The organism is Kineococcus siccus (genome assembly GCF_009906795.1).
Lineage (GTDB): Bacteria > Actinomycetota > Actinomycetes > Actinomycetales > Kineococcaceae > Kineococcus > Kineococcus siccus.
Genome location: NZ_JAAALN010000010.1, coordinates 1 through 13,728, shown reverse-complemented (window position 1 = coordinate 13,728; position 13,728 = coordinate 1). Strand labels below are relative to the sequence as shown.

Genomic DNA, 13,728 nt, shown 5'->3' with positions numbered 1-13,728 from the left:
TGCCCAGCCGCCTACGGTTCGCCGGGTGAGCAGCATGCTGCACCCCGTCGGGCCCGAGCGCCGGGCGACCTACTGGCGACGCCGCCTCGTGGTCGTCCTCGTCCTGCTCGCCCTCGTCGCCGGGGTCACCGTCCTCGTCCGCAGCCTCGGCTCCGACGCCGGGGCGCAGCCCGCGGGCCGGGCCGTCATCGACCCCGCGGGTGTGTCGCCCACCGTCGCGGCCTCGCCCACGGGCTCGCCGACCGGGGCGGCCACGCCGACCCCGCCGACCCCGTCGACGTCCGGCGCTCCGGTCGCGGGGACCCCCGTGGCCTGCACCCCGGGCCAGCTGGAGGTGACGACGACGACCGACGTGCCCGTGTACGGGCCGAACGTCAACCCGCAGCTGAAGGTCATCGTCCGCAACACCGCGGGGTTCCCGTGCGACGCGCGGGTCGGTGCGGGCACGCGGACCCTCGTGGTCACCGACGCCGCGGGCGCGCAGGTGTGGTCCTCCGCCGACTGCTCGCCGTCGGCCGCCGCGACGACCGTGCCGCTGCTGGCCTCGGGCGTGGAGCAGGGCGACGACTCCGACACCACCGTGATGACGCAGAAGTGGAGCCTGCAGCGCTCCGCGCCCGGCTGCCCGACGGGCCTGCCGGCGGTCGAGCCGGGGACCTACACCGTGAGCGGGGCCTGGGGCGACGTGCCGCTGCCGAGGGCCAGCTTCTCCCTCACGCGCTGACCTCCGGCCGCGGTGGCCGGGTCAGACGTAGCGCTCGAGGATGCTCGACTCGGCGAGGCGGCTGAGCCCCTCGCGGACGGCCCGGGCCCGCTGCTCGCCCACGCCGTCGACCGTCATCAGGTCGTCGATGCTCGCGGCCAGCAGCTTCTGCAGGTCCCCGAACTGGTCGACGAGCCGCTCGACGATGGCGCCCGGCAGGCGCGGGACGCGGTTGAGCAGGCGGAAGCCACGCGGGCTGACGGCGGAGTCGAGGGAGTCCCCGCCGACCGTGAACCCCAGCACGCGGGCGACCTGCGTGAGGTCGACGAGGTCGGTGGAGTGCAGGTTGGCGAGGTCCTCGAGGACCACGTCGAGCGGGCCCTCGTGGCGCGTGGACTCGAAGTAGTCGCGCACCACGAGCTCGCGGTCGGGGCCGACGCCCCCGATCAGCTCGTCGAGCTGCAGGGAGAGCAGGCGGCCGTCGACGCCGAGCTCGACGACGTAGCCGGAGATCTCGTCGGCGATCCGGCGCACCATCTCGATGCGCTGCACGACCGAGCAGACGTCGCGGACCGTGACCAGGTCCTCGATCTCCAGCGCGGAGAGCGTCCCGGTGACCTCGTCCAGCCGCGCGCGGTAGCGCTCGAGGGTGGCCAGGGCCTGGTTCGCGCGGCCGAGGATGGCGTCGGAACCCTCCAGCACGTAGCGGCGGGCCCCGATGTAGACCGCGACGATGCGCATGGACTGCGAGACGGAGATGACCGGGTACCCGGTCTGCTTGGCCACGCGCTCGGCGGTGCGGTGCCGGGTGCCCGACTCCGACGTCTCGATGGAGGAGTCGGGGACCAGCTGCACGGCGGCGCGGAGGATGCGGGAGACGTCGCGGTCGCACACGATGGCGCCGTCCATCTTGGCGAGCTCGCGCAGCCGGGTGGCGGAGAACTCCACGTCGAGGCTGAACCCGCCCGTCGACAGCCCGTCCACCGTGCGGTCGAAGCCCAGCACGATGAGGGCGCCGGTGCGGCCGCGCAGGATCCGCTCGAGGCCGTCCCGCAGCTCGGTGCCCGGGGCGAGCACCGCGAGGGTGGCCCGGAGCAGGTCCTCGGGCGTGCGGTCTGCGGTCGCCACCGTGCCCTCCTCGCGGACGAGGGCCGCTCGCGGCCGATCGGTTCTCTGGTGCGTGGTCGGGCGAAGTCTAGCCCTGTGCCGCAGCGCAGGCGGGTCAGCGCACCAGCCGGGCGTGGCGCACGGCGTCGGCCAGGCTCGCGGCCTCGTGCACCCGGATCCCCGCCGGGGCCTTGCCCGTCGGCACCGAGCCCGCGGGCACGACGGCCGAGGTGAAACCCAGGCGCGCGGCCTCCGCCAGCCGGCGGGGCACGCCCGAGACGCTGCGCACCTCCCCGGCCAGCCCGACCTCCCCGACCGCGACGAGACCCGCGGGCAGCGGCTCGTCGACGCTGGCGCTCGCGACGGCCAGGGCGACCGCGAGGTCGACCGAGGGCTCGGTCAGCTTCACCCCGCCGACGGTCGCGACGTAGGTGTCCCGGTCGGCGATCTTCAGGCCCAGCCGGCGCTGCAGGACGGCCAGGACCATGGCGATCCGGCTCGCCTCCAGCCCGCTCGTCACGCGCCGCGCGCTGCCCGGCGCGGGCTCGCCGGCCACCAGCGCCTGCAGCTCGGCCAGCAGCGGCCGCCGGCCCTCGAGCGTGACCGTGATGCAGGTCCCCGGCACCGGTTCGGGGGTGGCGGAGACGAAGAGCATGCTCGGGTCGGGCAGCCCGGCGATGCCGTCCTCGGACAGGTCGAAGCAGCCCACCTCGTCGGTCGGGCCGTAGCGGTTCTTCACGGCCCGCAGCAGCCGCAGGCGGGAGTGCCGCTCGCCCTCGAACTGGCACACCACGTCGACCAGGTGCTCGAGCGTGCGGGGGCCGGCGATCGAGCCGTCCTTCGTGACGTGGCCGACGAGCAGCGTGGACATGCCGCGGCGCTTGGCCGCGGCGATCAGCGCGCCCGCGACCTCGCGGACCTGGGTCACGCCGCCCGCGGCGCCCTCGACCGCCCCCGAGGCGACCGTCTGCACCGAGTCGACGACGAGGAGGTCGGGGGCGGAGTGCTCCACGTGGCCGAGCACCGTGGCCAGGTCCGTCTCCGCCGTCAGCAGCAGCCGCGGCCGCAGCGCCCCGATGCGCTCGGCGCGCAGGCGGACCTGGGCGGCCGACTCCTCGGCCGTGACGTAGAGGACGGTGCGCCCGCTGGAGGCCACGCGCGACGCGGCGTCCAGCAGCAGGGTGGACTTGCCGACGCCCGGCTCCCCGGCCATGAGGACGACGGCCCCGGGGACGAGGCCGCCGCCGAGGACGCGGTCGAACTCCTCGACGCCCGTGGGCGCGGCCCGCGCGGCCTCGACGTCCACCTCGGCGATGGGGCGGGCCGGCTCGCGCACGTGCGCGGGGGCGGTCGTCCGCACGACGGGGGAGCCGAGCTCGGCGACGGTGCCCCACGCCTGGCACTCCCCGCAGCGCCCGGCCCACTTGGCCGTCTGCCAGCCGCACTCCGCGCACGCGTAGGCGGGCCGGACGGGGCGGGAGGGGCTCTTCGCGGGCATGGCCCCGACGCTAGACGCCGCGTGCGACAGCCGGCTCAGGTGCCGTAGAGCGCCTTCATCGTCGTCATGAGCATGCCGAGCGTGGCCAGGGTGAAGCTGGGCACGAAGGCGAGGATGGCCGCGCCGATGCTGTTGGTCTTGCGGTAGAGCAGGTACGCCGAGAAGACCATCACCAGGCAGCCCGCGAGCGTGAAGCTCAGCGCCGTGACGATCATGGCCGTGCTGGCGGCCTCGTACGGGTTGGCGCCCAGCAGGATGAGCGGCACGACCCCCGCGAGCAGCAGGCCGACGAGCCAGATGAGGAGCGCGACCACGACGCCCTTGTTCGGCTGCAGCTTGCGCATGGGGGCCAGCGCGCGCTGGCCCTCCGCGGGGGCGTTGCTCGTGTGCGCGTGGCTCATGCCCCCATCATCCACGCTTCCGCCACCGCAGCACCACCGCGTAGTCGACCGACGTGCCGGGGTGCTCGGCCAGCAGCTGCGCGGCCAGCCGGGGGGCGAACTCGATCCGGACGACGGCCTCGAAGTTCGCCCGGTCCTCGAACTCCCAGTGCACGGTGAGCCGCTCGGCCGCCCAGCCGCGGCGCGCGAAGAACCGGTCGACGGCGCGCTGGTCCCACGCCGGCAGCGACCGGCGGAACCACGCCCCGAACGTCGAGCGCGAGGCGTCGTTGTCGATGACGAAGGCCGTCCCGCCGCGGCGCAGCACGCGGTCCAGCTCCGCGAGGCCGGGTTCGCAGCCCGGGCCGAAGAAGTACGCCCACCGCGCGTGCACGACGTCGACGCTCGCGTCGGGCAGCGGCAGCTCCTCGGCCGAGCCGGCCAGCACCCGCACGCCCGGCAGGCCCGCCGTGCGCCGCCGCGCCAGCTGCACGAGCGGCGGGTGCGGCTCGACGCCCGTCACCGAGGCCGCGTCCACGGCGAAGCGCGGCAGGTGGAACCCCGTGCCGCAGCCCACGTCGAGGACGTCCAGGCCCGCCCAGTCGTGCACGGCGCGCACGGCCGCCTCGAGCCGCTGCGGGCGGTCGACGGCGCGGTTCTCCAGCTCGTACACGGCCGGGGAGCCCCACACGTTGGGGCTCGGGACGACGCCCTTCACACGCGCGGGCGGTCCGCGGGGTGCACGGTCAGCGGCAGCAACCGGCGGTGCGCCGAGGCGCCGGCGGAGCGGGCGACGAGGGCCTCGCAGTGCCGGGCGAGCTCCTCGTAGGGGGCGTCGCCGATGAGCTCGCGCAGCTCGGCCGCCATGCTGCGGAACACCGGCCGCGTGCCCACGTGCGCGGCGGGGTTGCCCGTGCAGTACCAGTCCAGGTCGTGCCCGCCCTCGCCCCAGCCGCGCCGGTCGTACTCGGAGATGCTGACCTCGAGGTAGGTGGTGCCGTCGCCGCGCGTCACGGTCCGGTAGCCGCGCTTGAGGGGCAGCTGCCAGCACACGTCGGGCTTCAGCGTCAGCGGGTCGACGCCCTCGGCGACCGCGAGCACGTGCAGGGCGCAGCCCGCGCCGCCCGCGAAGCCCTGCCGGTTGGCGAAGATGCAGCCGCCGTCGACGACCCGCGTCTTGCGCGCGCCGTCCTCGACCTCGATCCAGCCGCCGGCGGCCTTGCGGCCGGTCGCGTGGTGCTGCCACGTCGCGGGCGTCAGCCGCTTGACCGCGGCCCGGACCCGCTTCTCGTCCGCGGGCTCGGTGAAGTGCGCCCCGAGGCTGCAGCAGCCGACGTTGACGCTGTCGGCGTAGATGCCGGGGCAGCCGTTGCCGAAGATGCAGGACCAGTCCGACGTCAGCCAGGTCAGGTCGCAGCGGTACACGGTGTCCGGGGCGTCACCGGAGTCCTCCGGGTCGGGGAACTCGATCCACAGCCGCGGACCGTCCAGGGGGGTCTCGACGCTCACGCGGCCCACGGTAGGACGTCCAGTACGGTCGCGGCATGCGGCTGGGCGTTCTCGACGTGGGCTCCAACACGGTCCACCTCCTCGTGGTCGACGCCCACCCCGGCGCCCGGCCGCTGCCCGCCAGCTCCACCAAGCGGCTGCTGCGCCTGGCCGAGCACCTGGACGCGGACGGGGCGATCGACGCGAGCGGCGTCGAGGCGCTGACCGAGGCGGTCGCGGACGCGGTCCGCGCCGCGGAGGACGCGGGGGCGGAGGAGGTGCTCGCCTTCGCCACGTCGGCGGTGCGCGAGGCGGCGAACGGCGACGCGGTCCTCGACCACGTCGCGGCGAGCACGGGCGTGCGCCTGCAGGTCCTGCCGGGCCAGGCCGAGGCCGACCTGACCTTCCTGGCCGTGCGCCGCTGGTTCGGCTGGTCCGCCGGCCGGCTGCTCGTCCTGGACATCGGCGGCGGCTCGCTCGAGATCGCGACGGGCCTGGACGAGGTCCCGGACACCGCGGTCTCGCTGCCGCTGGGCGCGGGACGCCTCACGCGGGACCGGCTGCGGGGCGACCCGCCGTCGGCCGACGAGGTCCGCGAGACCCGCCGCCACGTGCGCCGCCAGGTCGCCGGCTGCGTGCGCGAGGTGACCCGCGGCGGCCCGGCGGACCTCGTGGTCGCCACCAGCAAGACGCTGCGCAGCCTCGCGCGCCTGACGGGAGCCGCCCCCAGCGCGGCCGGTCCGCAGGAGCGCCGCGTGCTGCGCCTCGACGAGCTGGTGCCCTGGGTGCCGCGCCTCGCGGAGATGGACCTGGCCGGCCGCCGGCGGCTGCCGGGCGTCAGCGAGGAGCGCGCTCCCCAGCTGCTCGCGGGGGCGCTCGTCGCCGAGGCCACCCTCGAGCTGCTCGGCGTCGCCGAGGCGCTGATCTGCCCCTGGGCGCTGCGCGAGGGGATCATCCTGCGCCGCTTCGACGCCATCGCCGCGCCCGCCGCGACGAGCGGCGTGCTCGACGCGGTCTAGCGTGGGGGGCATGGGTCCCATCCCGGTAGGCCTCTCGACCTCGTGCTCCTACCCCGAGTCCACGACCGCCGCCTTCGAGATCGCCTCCCGTCTCGGCTACGACGGCCTCGAGGTCATGGTGTGGACCGACCCGGTGAGCCAGGACGGCGTGGCCATCCAGCGCCTCGTCGAGCACTTCGGCCTGCCCGTGCTGTCGATCCACGCACCGACGCTGCTGCTGACGCAGCGCATCTGGGGCCGCGGTGACCCGTGGGGCAAGGTCGAGAAGTCCTGCGAGCTGGCCGCCGGCCTGGGCGCGCGCACGGTCGTCGTGCACCCGCCGTTCCGCTGGCAGCGCGACTACGCCTCCGGCTTCGTGGACGGCATCCGGGCGCTCGAGCAGCGCACCGGGGTGACGCTCGCGGTGGAGAACATGTTCCCGTGGCGCGCGCGCGGTCGCGAGGTCGTCGCGTATGCGCCCGGCTGGGACCCGACCGACCACGACTACGAGCACCTGACGCTGGACATCTCCCACGCCGCGACGTCGGGCCTGGACGCGCTGGCCCTGGCCCGCGCGTTCGGCGACCGCCTCGCCCACCTGCACCTGTGCGACGGCTCGGGCTCGATCAAGGACGAGCACCTGGTCCCCGGCGAGGGGTCCCAGCCGTGCGCCGAGGTCCTCCAGCACCTGGCCGGCACGGGCTTCGACGGGGCCGTCGTCATGGAGGTCAACACCCGCCGGGCCCGCGGTCGCGCCGAGCGCGAGGCCGAGCTCGCGGCGGCCCTGGCCTTCGCGCGCACGCACCTCGCGATGGCCGCGGCGCCCGGGGGCGCCGCGTGAGCGACACCCTCGCGCTGGTCGGGGCGGGGGTCATGGGCCAGACGCTGCTCGGCGGGCTGCTGCGCGCGGGCCGCGACCCCGGCAGCGTCGTGGTCGTGGACCGGCGCACCGGCCGGGGCGAGGAGCTGCACGCGCGCTTCGGCGTGCGCGTGGTCGCCGACGTCGCCGCCACGGCCGCCGCGTCCACCGTGGTGCTGGCGGTGAAGCCGCAGGACATGGGCGACCTCCTGGACGCGCTCGCCGGCCACCTGGCGCCGGACGCGCTCGTGGTGTCGCTGGCGGCGGGCACCACGACGGCCTTCCTGGAGGCCCGGCTGCGCCCGGGCACCGCGGTCGTGCGGGTCATGCCCAACACGCCGTCGCTGGTCGACGAGGGCATGGCGGCGCTGGCGCCGGGCAGCGCGTGCGGCGCCGAGGACCTCGCGCTCGCCGAGTCCCTGCTGCGCTCGTGCGGGCGCACCGCCGTGCTGGCCGAGAAGCACCTCGACGCCGTCACGGCGCTGTCGGGCTCGGGCCCCGCGTACGTCTTCTACGTCGTCGAGGCCATGGTCGAGGCCGGGGTCCTGCTCGGGCTGCCGCGCGCCACGGCCACCGAGCTCGTCGTGCAGACCGTCGTCGGTGCGGGCGCCATGCTGCGCGAGACGGGCCAGCACCCCACGGTGCTGCGCGAGCAGGTGACGTCCCCGGCCGGCACGACGGCGGCGGCGCTACGGCAGCTGGACTCCTCCGGGGTCCGGGCCGCGCTGGTCTCCGCGGTCGAGGCCGCCTGGGCCCGGTCCCGGCAGCTGTCGGGGAGCTGACGTGAGCGCGTCGACCGCGGCGGCGGAGCAGGTCCGCGTGGTGTGGGACCCGGTCTTCAACCGCTACGACTTCGGGCGCTGGCACCCCATGGCGCCCGTCCGGCTCGACCTGACGGCGCGGCTGTGCACCGAGCTGGGTCTCTTCGACGTGCCGGGCCTCTCGGTCGTCTCGGCGCAGCCCGCCGACGACGCGCTGCTCACGACGGTCCACGAGGAGGCCTACGTCGAGGCCGTGCGGGCGGCCTCGGCCGATCCCCGGCAGGCCCGCGCGGACTACGGCCTCGGGACCGACGACGACCCCGCCTTCCCCGGCATGCACGACGCGGCGGCCCGGATCGTGGGCGGCACGGTCGACCTGGCGCGCGCCGTGCTGGCGGGCGAGGTGCCGCACGGGGTGAACTTCTGCGGCGGCATGCACCACGCCAAGCCGGGCTGCGCGAGCGGCTTCTGCGTCTACAACGACGCCGCCGTGGCGATGCGCGCCATGCTCGACGCCGGTGCGCAGCGCATCGCCTACGTCGACCTCGACGTGCACCACGGCGACGGCACCGAGGCGGCCTTCTGGGACGACCCGCGGGTGCTGACGGTGAGCGTCCACGAGTCGGGCACGACCCTCTTCCCGGGCACGGGGTACGCCGACGAGCTGGGCGGGCCCGGCGCGCTGGGCGGCGCGGTGAACCTCGCGCTCCCGGCCGGGCTGGGCGACGCCGGCTGGCTGCGGGCGCTGCACGCCGTCGTGCCGCAGCTGGTCACCTCCTTCGCGCCGGACGTCCTGGTGACGCAGCACGGCTGCGACACCCACGACCTGGACCCGCTGGGGCACCTCACGGTCTCGGTGGACGCGCAGCGCCGGGCGTCGGAGTCGATGCACGAGCTGGCGCACTCCGCGGCCGGCGGCCGCTGGCTGGCCCTGGGCGGAGGCGGCTACGAGGTCGTCGACGTCGTCCCGCGCACGTGGGCCCACCTGGTCGCGATCGCCTCGCACCGGCCGCTGGACCCCGCGACGCCCGTGCCCGCGGCCTGGCTGGAGCACGCCCGGCAGCTGACCGGTCACGCGGCCCCGCCGCGCATGACGGACGGTCGCGACGCGGCCTTCACCGGCTGGGAGTCCGGCTACGACCCGGAGTCGGCGCTCGACCGCGCGGTGCTGGCCACGCGGCGGGCGGCCTTCCCGCTGCACGGGCTCGACCCCGACTTCGACTGAGCGCGACGCGCGGTCACTCCTCGTGCTGTCACTCTCGGTAATTGAGTGGTAGCTGAGATCTTCCACAGACGTCACTCGGACCCCTACAGTGGTCTCCGGACGCGCCCTGCGCGCGCGACGTGAAGGGTGCTGTGGGGATGCCTGAGGACCACCCGCTGTCCAACGTCCGGTTCCTGACCGTGGCCGAGGTGGCGTCGATGATGCGCGTGTCGAAGATGACGGTGTACCGGCTCGTGCACAACGGGGACCTCCCCGCGGTGCGCGTCGGGCGGTCCTTCCGCGTCCCCGAGGGGGCGGTCCACGACTACCTGCGCCAGTCGTTCATCGACACCGCGTAGACTCCTCCGCGATCAGCCGTCGAAGTGAGCGAGGACCCCCGTGGGCTCTGTCATCAAGAAGCGTCGCAAGCGCATGGCGAAGAAGAAGCACCGGAAGCTGCTTCGCCGCACGCGCCACCAGCGTCGCAACAAGAAGTGAGCTGACCCCAGCTCGGCCCAGCGGGCGTCCCTGCACTCAGGGGCGCCCGCTGCGTCGTTGCACGAGGCCCACGAGGGACACGGCCGCCGCACCGGCGAGGCCGGCGGTCCCCAGGCGCGCGGTCCAGCGCGCCGCGGTGCGCCAGTGGCGGAACTCGTGCACGGGCCAGCCGTGCGCGGCGGCGTGCCGGCGCAGCGTCGCGTCCGGGTTGACCGCCACGGGCTGCCCCACCATCGACAGCAGGGGCAGGTCGTTAGCGGAGTCGGAGTAGGCCGCGCAGCGCGCCAGGTCCAGGCCGCGGCGGGCCGCGAGGTCGCGCACGGCGCGCGCCTTCGCCTCGCCGTGCAACGGCTCGCCGATGAGGCGGCCGGTGTAGGTGCCGTCGACGTTCTCGGCGACGGTCCCGAGCGCCCCCGTCAGGCCGAGCCGGCGGGCGATGACGTCGGCCAGCTCCACGGGCGCGGCGGTCACGAGCCACACGGGGACGCCCGCGGCCAGGTGCCGCGAGGCGAGGGCCTGCGTGCCCGGGCGGACCTTCGCCCCGACGTACTCGTCGTAGACCTCCTCACCGATGGCCCGCAGGTCCGCCGTCCGGTGCCCCGCGACGAGCGCCAGCGCGAGCTCGCGCACCTCGACGAGGTGGCCCAGGTTCTCCCCGCGCAGCGCGAAGTGCAGCGAGCGCCGCGCGAACAGTTGCAGCTCCCGGCGGGAGAAGAAGTGGCGGGCGTGCAGCCCGCGGGCGAGGTAGTACAGCGAGGCACCGCGGACCATGGTGTTGTCCAGGTCGAAGAAGGCGGCCTCGGCCGGCTGAGGCATGCTCGCCACCATAGGCGGCGGACCGGGGGAGACGCGTGGAGCACGACGACGGGGTCACCCGGGTGCAGCTGGTCTCCCGGGCGGGGTGCCACCTGTGCGACGACGCCCGCGAGGTCGTGCGGCGCGTGGTCGAGCGGGCGGGGGAGCGCTTCGCCGAGGTCGACGTCGACGCTGACCCGGAGCTGTTGCGGCGCTACTCCGACCGCGTGCCCGTCGTGCTCGTGGACGGGGCCGAGACCGACTTCGGGCGCCTCGACGAGCAGCGCCTGGCCGAGGCCCTCGCGGGCCGCCGCTGGTGGCGCCGCCGTCGCGGGTGAACGGGCAGCTCAGACACCGTGCGAGACCCTCGTCACGCCGGGCCCCGACGACTTTGTGCGTGCCTTCACAAACGCTTACGCTGGACGTCGCACGAAGCAGGTACCGCTCCGAAGAGGGTGTCAGGTCTGACCGCAGTGGACGACGACGTGGTGAGAAGCGCGCGCCTGCGCCCCGGGCGCAACCGTCCGGGGGCGGGGGACGACCTCGCCGACCTCGGTCCCTGCGAGTCCGCTGTGCCGATGCCCGTCGAGGTCCCCGAGGCGACCGTCTCGCGCCTGCCGCAGTACCTCCGCGCGCTGTCCGCCCTGGCCGAGGCGGGCCTGCGGACCGTGTCCTCCGAGGCGCTCGCGGAGGCGGCCGGCGTCGGCTCCGCGAAGCTGCGCAAGGACCTCTCCTACCTCGGCAGCTACGGCACCCGCGGCGTCGGCTACGAGGTCGGTGAGCTGCACCAGCACATCGCCGACCGCCTGGGGCTGACGTCCAGCTGGCGCGTCGTGATCGTCGGCATCGGCAACCTCGGGCACGCGCTCGCGGGCTACGGCGGCTTCGCCTCGCGTGGCTTCAGCGTGGTCGGCCTCTTCGACGTCGACCCCACCGTGGTCGGCGAGGTCGTCAGCGGGCTGCGCGTGCGGCCCCTGGACGACCTCGAGGCGACCGTGCGCGAGGGCGGCGCGACGATCGCCGTGCTCACGGTGCCCGCGGGCGTCGCGCAGGGCGTGTGCGACCGCCTCGTCGCGGCCGGGGTCACGAGCGTCCTGAACTTCGCGCCGACGGTGATCCGCGTGCCCGACCACGTCGACGTGCGCAAGGTGGACCTGGCGTCGGAGCTGCAGATCCTCGCCTTCCACGCGCAGCGCAAGGCGCACGTCCGGGTCGGGGAGGTGGTCTGAGTGACGCTCATGGTCGTGGGCCTGTCCCACCGCACCGCGGGCCTGGAGGTCCTCGAGCGCGCGGCGTTCGACGCCGCGTCGGCGGCTGCGGCGGTCGCCGAGATCACCGCGTCGCCCCACGTGGAGGAGGCGTTCGTCCTCTCCACCTGCAACCGCGTCGAGCTGTACTGCGAGGTGACCCGCTTCCACGGCGGCGTGGCCGACGTGGGCGACGCGCTGGCCCGCCGCATCGGCGTGCCGCTGGAGGAGCTGGGCGACCAGCTCTACGTCCACTACGACGACGCGGGCGTCGAGCACCTCTTCCGGGTCGCCTGCGGGCTGGACTCGATGGCCGTGGGCGAGAGCCAGATCCTCGGCCAGCTGCGCGGCTCCCTGCACGACCTCCAGCGCGGCGGCGGGGCCGGCGGCACCCTGGACCGGCTGCTGCAGGCGGCGCTGCGGGTCGGCAAGCGCGCGCACGCCGAGACGGGCCTGGACGCCGCGGGGGCCTCCCTCGTCGACGCGGCCGTCGCGCGCGCGGAGTCCGTGCTCGGCCCGGTGCAGGGCCGCCGCGTCCTCGTCGTCGGCGCGGGCGCGATGAGCGCGCTGGTCGCCACGACGCTCGCGCGCCTGCAGCCCGCCGAGGTCGTCGTCGCCAACCGCACGCCCGAGCGCGCGCAGCGCCTCGCCGCGGCCGTCGGCGGCCGGGCCGTGGGGCTCGACGCCCTGCGCGCCGAGGTGGCCGCCGCGGACCTGGTCCTCAGCTGCACGGGCGCCGTCGGGCACGTCCTGGACGTGGCCGTCGTCGCGAGCGCGCTGCTGACCCGCCCGCAGCAGCCGCTGTTCCTCGCCGACCTGGCGCTGCCCCGCGACGTCGACCCGGACGTCGCGACGCTGCCGGGCGCGCACCTCGTCGACCTCGAGGGCCTGGGCCGGGACCTCGCGGGCACGGGCGTCGCGGCCGACCTGCGGGCGGTGCGCGGGATCGTCGCGGAGGAGCTCGCGGCGCACGCCGCGTCGCTGCGCGCGGCCGACGTCGCGCCGACGGTGGTGGCGCTGCGCGCGCAGGCCCGGCACGTCGTGGAGACCGAGATGCGCCGCCTGGACCAGCGGGCGGACCTGTCGCCGCAGGTCCGGGCCGAGGTCGACCGCACGGTGCACCGGATCGTGGAGAAGCTGCTGCACACGCCGACCGTGCGCGTGAAGGAGCTCGCCGAGGCCCCCGGCGGCGTCGGCTACGCGGCCGCGCTGCGCGCGCTGTTCGACCTCGAGGTCGGCGGCGGGGCGCGCGTGGGCGAGGCGCCGCTGTCGGGCACCGTCGCCGACGCCGTGGGCAGGCTGCCGTGAGGCCGCTGCGGCTCGGCACGCGGCGCAGCCTGCTCGCCACGACGCAGAGCGGGTGGGCGGCGGACGCGCTGCGACGCACCGGCCACGAGGTCGAGCTCGTCGAGATCACGACGCACGGCGACGTCTCCAAGGAGCCGCTCGCGGTGATCGGCGGGACGGGCGTGTTCGTGTCCGCGCTGCGCGACGCGCTGCTGGCCGGCACCGTCGACCTCGCCGTGCACTCCCTCAAGGACCTGCCGACCGCGCCCGCCGCCGGCCTCGTGCTGGCCGCGGTGCCGCAGCGCGAGGACCCGCGCGACGTCCTCGTGGCCGCGGGGCGCACGCTCGCCGAGCTGCCGGCCGGCGCGAGGGTCGGGACGGGGTCGCCGCGCCGCCGCGCGCTCCTGCTGGACGTGCGCCCCGACCTCGACGTCGTCGCGGTCCGCGGCAACGTCGACACGCGGCTGCGGATGGTCGGCGACGGCCGCCTCGACGGCGTCGTCCTCGCCGCCGCGGGCCTGAACCGCCTCGGCCGCCTCGGCGAGGCCAGCGAGCTGCTCGACCCGGCGGGGTTCGTCCCGGCGCCGGGGCAGGGCGCGCTGGCGCTGGAGTGCCGGGCGGGCGACACCGAGGTGCGCACCGCGCTGGCGGCGCTGGAGTCCCCCGCGGACCGGCTCGCGATCGCCGCCGAGCGCCGCGTCCTCGGCGCCCTCGAGGCGGGCTGCTCCGCGCCCGTCGGCGCCCACGCCACGAGCTCCGGCGGCGTGCTCACCCTCGTGGTGGCGGTCGGCGGCCTCGACGGCCTCGTGCGCCGCACCACGTCCGGTCCCGTCGCCGACGAGGCCGCCGCGGTGGCGCTGGCCTCCCGCCTCGCGGCGGCCTCGTCGGCGACGGGACCGGACG

The 13,728-nt window shown here is 75.9% G+C and carries 17 protein-coding genes; 11 read left to right on the top strand and 6 right to left on the bottom strand.

Translation table 11 applies throughout. The features are described 5' to 3' along the window. The first annotated feature begins 25 nt into the window (after positions 1 to 25). Entirely contained in the window at positions 26 to 724 is a 699-nt protein-coding gene (locus tag GTR02_RS02810) for a hypothetical protein (RefSeq protein WP_166605960.1), read from the top strand. A 21-nt stretch (positions 725 to 745) separates the two neighbouring features. On the opposite strand, the gene disA is transcribed toward GTR02_RS02810, so the two are convergent. The 5 genes from disA to GTR02_RS02785 all read right to left on the bottom strand — a co-directional run bounded on the left by disA (position 746) and on the right by GTR02_RS02785 (position 5,197). Further along, positions 746 to 1,831 carry a DNA integrity scanning diadenylate cyclase DisA gene (disA, locus tag GTR02_RS02805; protein ID WP_166605959.1) on the bottom strand — a complete coding sequence of 362 codons (1,086 nt, stop codon included), beginning with the start codon at positions 1,829 to 1,831 and terminating at the stop codon, positions 746 to 748. A 94-nt stretch (positions 1,832 to 1,925) separates the two neighbouring features. After that, entirely contained in the window at positions 1,926 to 3,308 is a 1,383-nt protein-coding gene (gene radA / locus GTR02_RS02800) for a DNA repair protein RadA (RefSeq protein WP_166605958.1), read from the bottom strand. Between the two features lie 35 nt (positions 3,309 to 3,343). After that, on the bottom strand, positions 3,344 to 3,709 hold the full coding sequence (locus GTR02_RS02795; RefSeq protein WP_166605957.1) for a hypothetical protein: 366 nt from the start codon (positions 3,707 to 3,709) through the stop codon (positions 3,344 to 3,346). Between the two features lie 7 nt (positions 3,710 to 3,716). Beyond that, positions 3,717 to 4,406, bottom strand: a complete 690-nt coding sequence (locus tag GTR02_RS02790; RefSeq protein ID WP_166605956.1) for a methyltransferase domain-containing protein — start codon at positions 4,404 to 4,406, stop codon at positions 3,717 to 3,719. Continuing rightward, the gene (locus tag GTR02_RS02785) at positions 4,403 to 5,197 is read right to left on the bottom strand and encodes a DUF3109 family protein (RefSeq protein ID WP_166605955.1); all 795 of its coding nucleotides are present in this window, start codon (positions 5,195 to 5,197) and stop codon (positions 4,403 to 4,405) included. Before GTR02_RS02785 ends, GTR02_RS02790 begins: the two co-directional genes overlap by 4 nt. Before the next feature lie 35 nt (positions 5,198 to 5,232). Between GTR02_RS02785 and GTR02_RS02780 the strand changes: the two genes are divergently transcribed. From GTR02_RS02780 to GTR02_RS02755, 6 genes are all read left to right on the top strand, one after another. Beyond that, positions 5,233 to 6,195 carry a Ppx/GppA phosphatase family protein gene (locus tag GTR02_RS02780; protein WP_166605954.1) on the top strand — a complete coding sequence of 321 codons (963 nt, stop codon included), beginning with the start codon at positions 5,233 to 5,235 and terminating at the stop codon, positions 6,193 to 6,195. Between the two features lie 10 nt (positions 6,196 to 6,205). Further along, positions 6,206 to 7,015, top strand: coding sequence for a sugar phosphate isomerase/epimerase family protein (locus tag GTR02_RS02775; protein ID WP_166605953.1), 810 nt, complete (start codon positions 6,206 to 6,208; stop codon positions 7,013 to 7,015). Next, complete coding sequence (gene proC / locus GTR02_RS02770; RefSeq protein WP_166605952.1) at positions 7,012 to 7,815, top strand: pyrroline-5-carboxylate reductase; 804 nt, start codon at positions 7,012 to 7,014, stop codon at positions 7,813 to 7,815. The genes GTR02_RS02775 and proC overlap by 4 nt, the downstream gene beginning before the upstream one ends. An 88-nt stretch (positions 7,816 to 7,903) precedes the next feature. Continuing rightward, positions 7,904 to 9,019, top strand: coding sequence for an acetoin utilization protein AcuC (locus GTR02_RS02765; RefSeq protein WP_166605990.1), 1,116 nt, complete (start codon positions 7,904 to 7,906; stop codon positions 9,017 to 9,019). Between the two features lie 137 nt (positions 9,020 to 9,156). Beyond that, the gene (locus tag GTR02_RS02760; RefSeq protein WP_166605951.1) at positions 9,157 to 9,357 is read left to right on the top strand and encodes a helix-turn-helix domain-containing protein; all 201 of its coding nucleotides are present in this window, start codon (positions 9,157 to 9,159) and stop codon (positions 9,355 to 9,357) included. A gap of 40 nt (positions 9,358 to 9,397) precedes the next feature. Continuing rightward, positions 9,398 to 9,496 (top strand): 30S ribosomal protein bS22, encoded by a 99-nt coding sequence (locus GTR02_RS02755; RefSeq protein ID WP_012085056.1) that lies wholly within the window; start codon positions 9,398 to 9,400, stop codon positions 9,494 to 9,496. A gap of 36 nt (positions 9,497 to 9,532) precedes the next feature. On the opposite strand, the gene GTR02_RS02750 is transcribed toward GTR02_RS02755, so the two are convergent. Continuing rightward, the gene (locus GTR02_RS02750; protein ID WP_205708517.1) at positions 9,533 to 10,312 is read right to left on the bottom strand and encodes an HAD family hydrolase; all 780 of its coding nucleotides are present in this window, start codon (positions 10,310 to 10,312) and stop codon (positions 9,533 to 9,535) included. 35 nt (positions 10,313 to 10,347) lie between these two features. On the opposite strand from GTR02_RS02750, the gene GTR02_RS02745 reads away from it, so the two are divergent. The 4 genes from GTR02_RS02745 to hemC form a co-directional block, all read left to right on the top strand. After that, positions 10,348 to 10,629 carry a glutaredoxin family protein gene (locus GTR02_RS02745; protein ID WP_166605949.1) on the top strand — a complete coding sequence of 94 codons (282 nt, stop codon included), beginning with the start codon at positions 10,348 to 10,350 and terminating at the stop codon, positions 10,627 to 10,629. A 240-nt stretch (positions 10,630 to 10,869) separates the two neighbouring features. After that, positions 10,870 to 11,520 (top strand): redox-sensing transcriptional repressor Rex, encoded by a 651-nt coding sequence (locus tag GTR02_RS02740; RefSeq protein ID WP_166605948.1) that lies wholly within the window; start codon positions 10,870 to 10,872, stop codon positions 11,518 to 11,520. Next, on the top strand, positions 11,521 to 12,846 hold the full coding sequence (locus GTR02_RS02735) for a glutamyl-tRNA reductase (RefSeq protein ID WP_166605947.1): 1,326 nt from the start codon (positions 11,521 to 11,523) through the stop codon (positions 12,844 to 12,846). It abuts the gene before it with no gap. Then, on the top strand, positions 12,843 to 13,728 hold an 886-nt coding region (gene hemC, locus GTR02_RS02730), incomplete at its 3' end, for a hydroxymethylbilane synthase (protein WP_166605946.1). The genes GTR02_RS02735 and hemC, both read left to right, overlap by 4 nt.

Excerpts from the sequence above, each read along its gene's own strand:
- radA (WP_166605958.1), bottom strand. The coding sequence starts at position 3,308 with ATGCCCGCGAAGAGCCCCTCCCGCCCCGTCCGGCCCGCCTACGCGTGC.
- GTR02_RS02795 (WP_166605957.1), bottom strand. The coding sequence starts at position 3,709 with ATGAGCCACGCGCACACGAGCAACGCCCCCGCGGAGGGCCAGCGCGCG.
- GTR02_RS02780 (WP_166605954.1), top strand. The coding sequence starts at position 5,233 with ATGCGGCTGGGCGTTCTCGACGTGGGCTCCAACACGGTCCACCTCCTC.
- GTR02_RS02775 (WP_166605953.1), top strand. The coding sequence starts at position 6,206 with ATGGGTCCCATCCCGGTAGGCCTCTCGACCTCGTGCTCCTACCCCGAG.
- GTR02_RS02765 (WP_166605990.1), top strand. The coding sequence starts at position 7,904 with ATGGCGCCCGTCCGGCTCGACCTGACGGCGCGGCTGTGCACCGAGCTG.
- GTR02_RS02760 (WP_166605951.1), top strand. The coding sequence starts at position 9,157 with ATGCCTGAGGACCACCCGCTGTCCAACGTCCGGTTCCTGACCGTGGCC.
- GTR02_RS02750 (WP_205708517.1), bottom strand. The coding sequence starts at position 10,312 with ATGCCTCAGCCGGCCGAGGCCGCCTTCTTCGACCTGGACAACACCATG.
- GTR02_RS02740 (WP_166605948.1), top strand. The coding sequence starts at position 10,870 with ATGCCCGTCGAGGTCCCCGAGGCGACCGTCTCGCGCCTGCCGCAGTAC.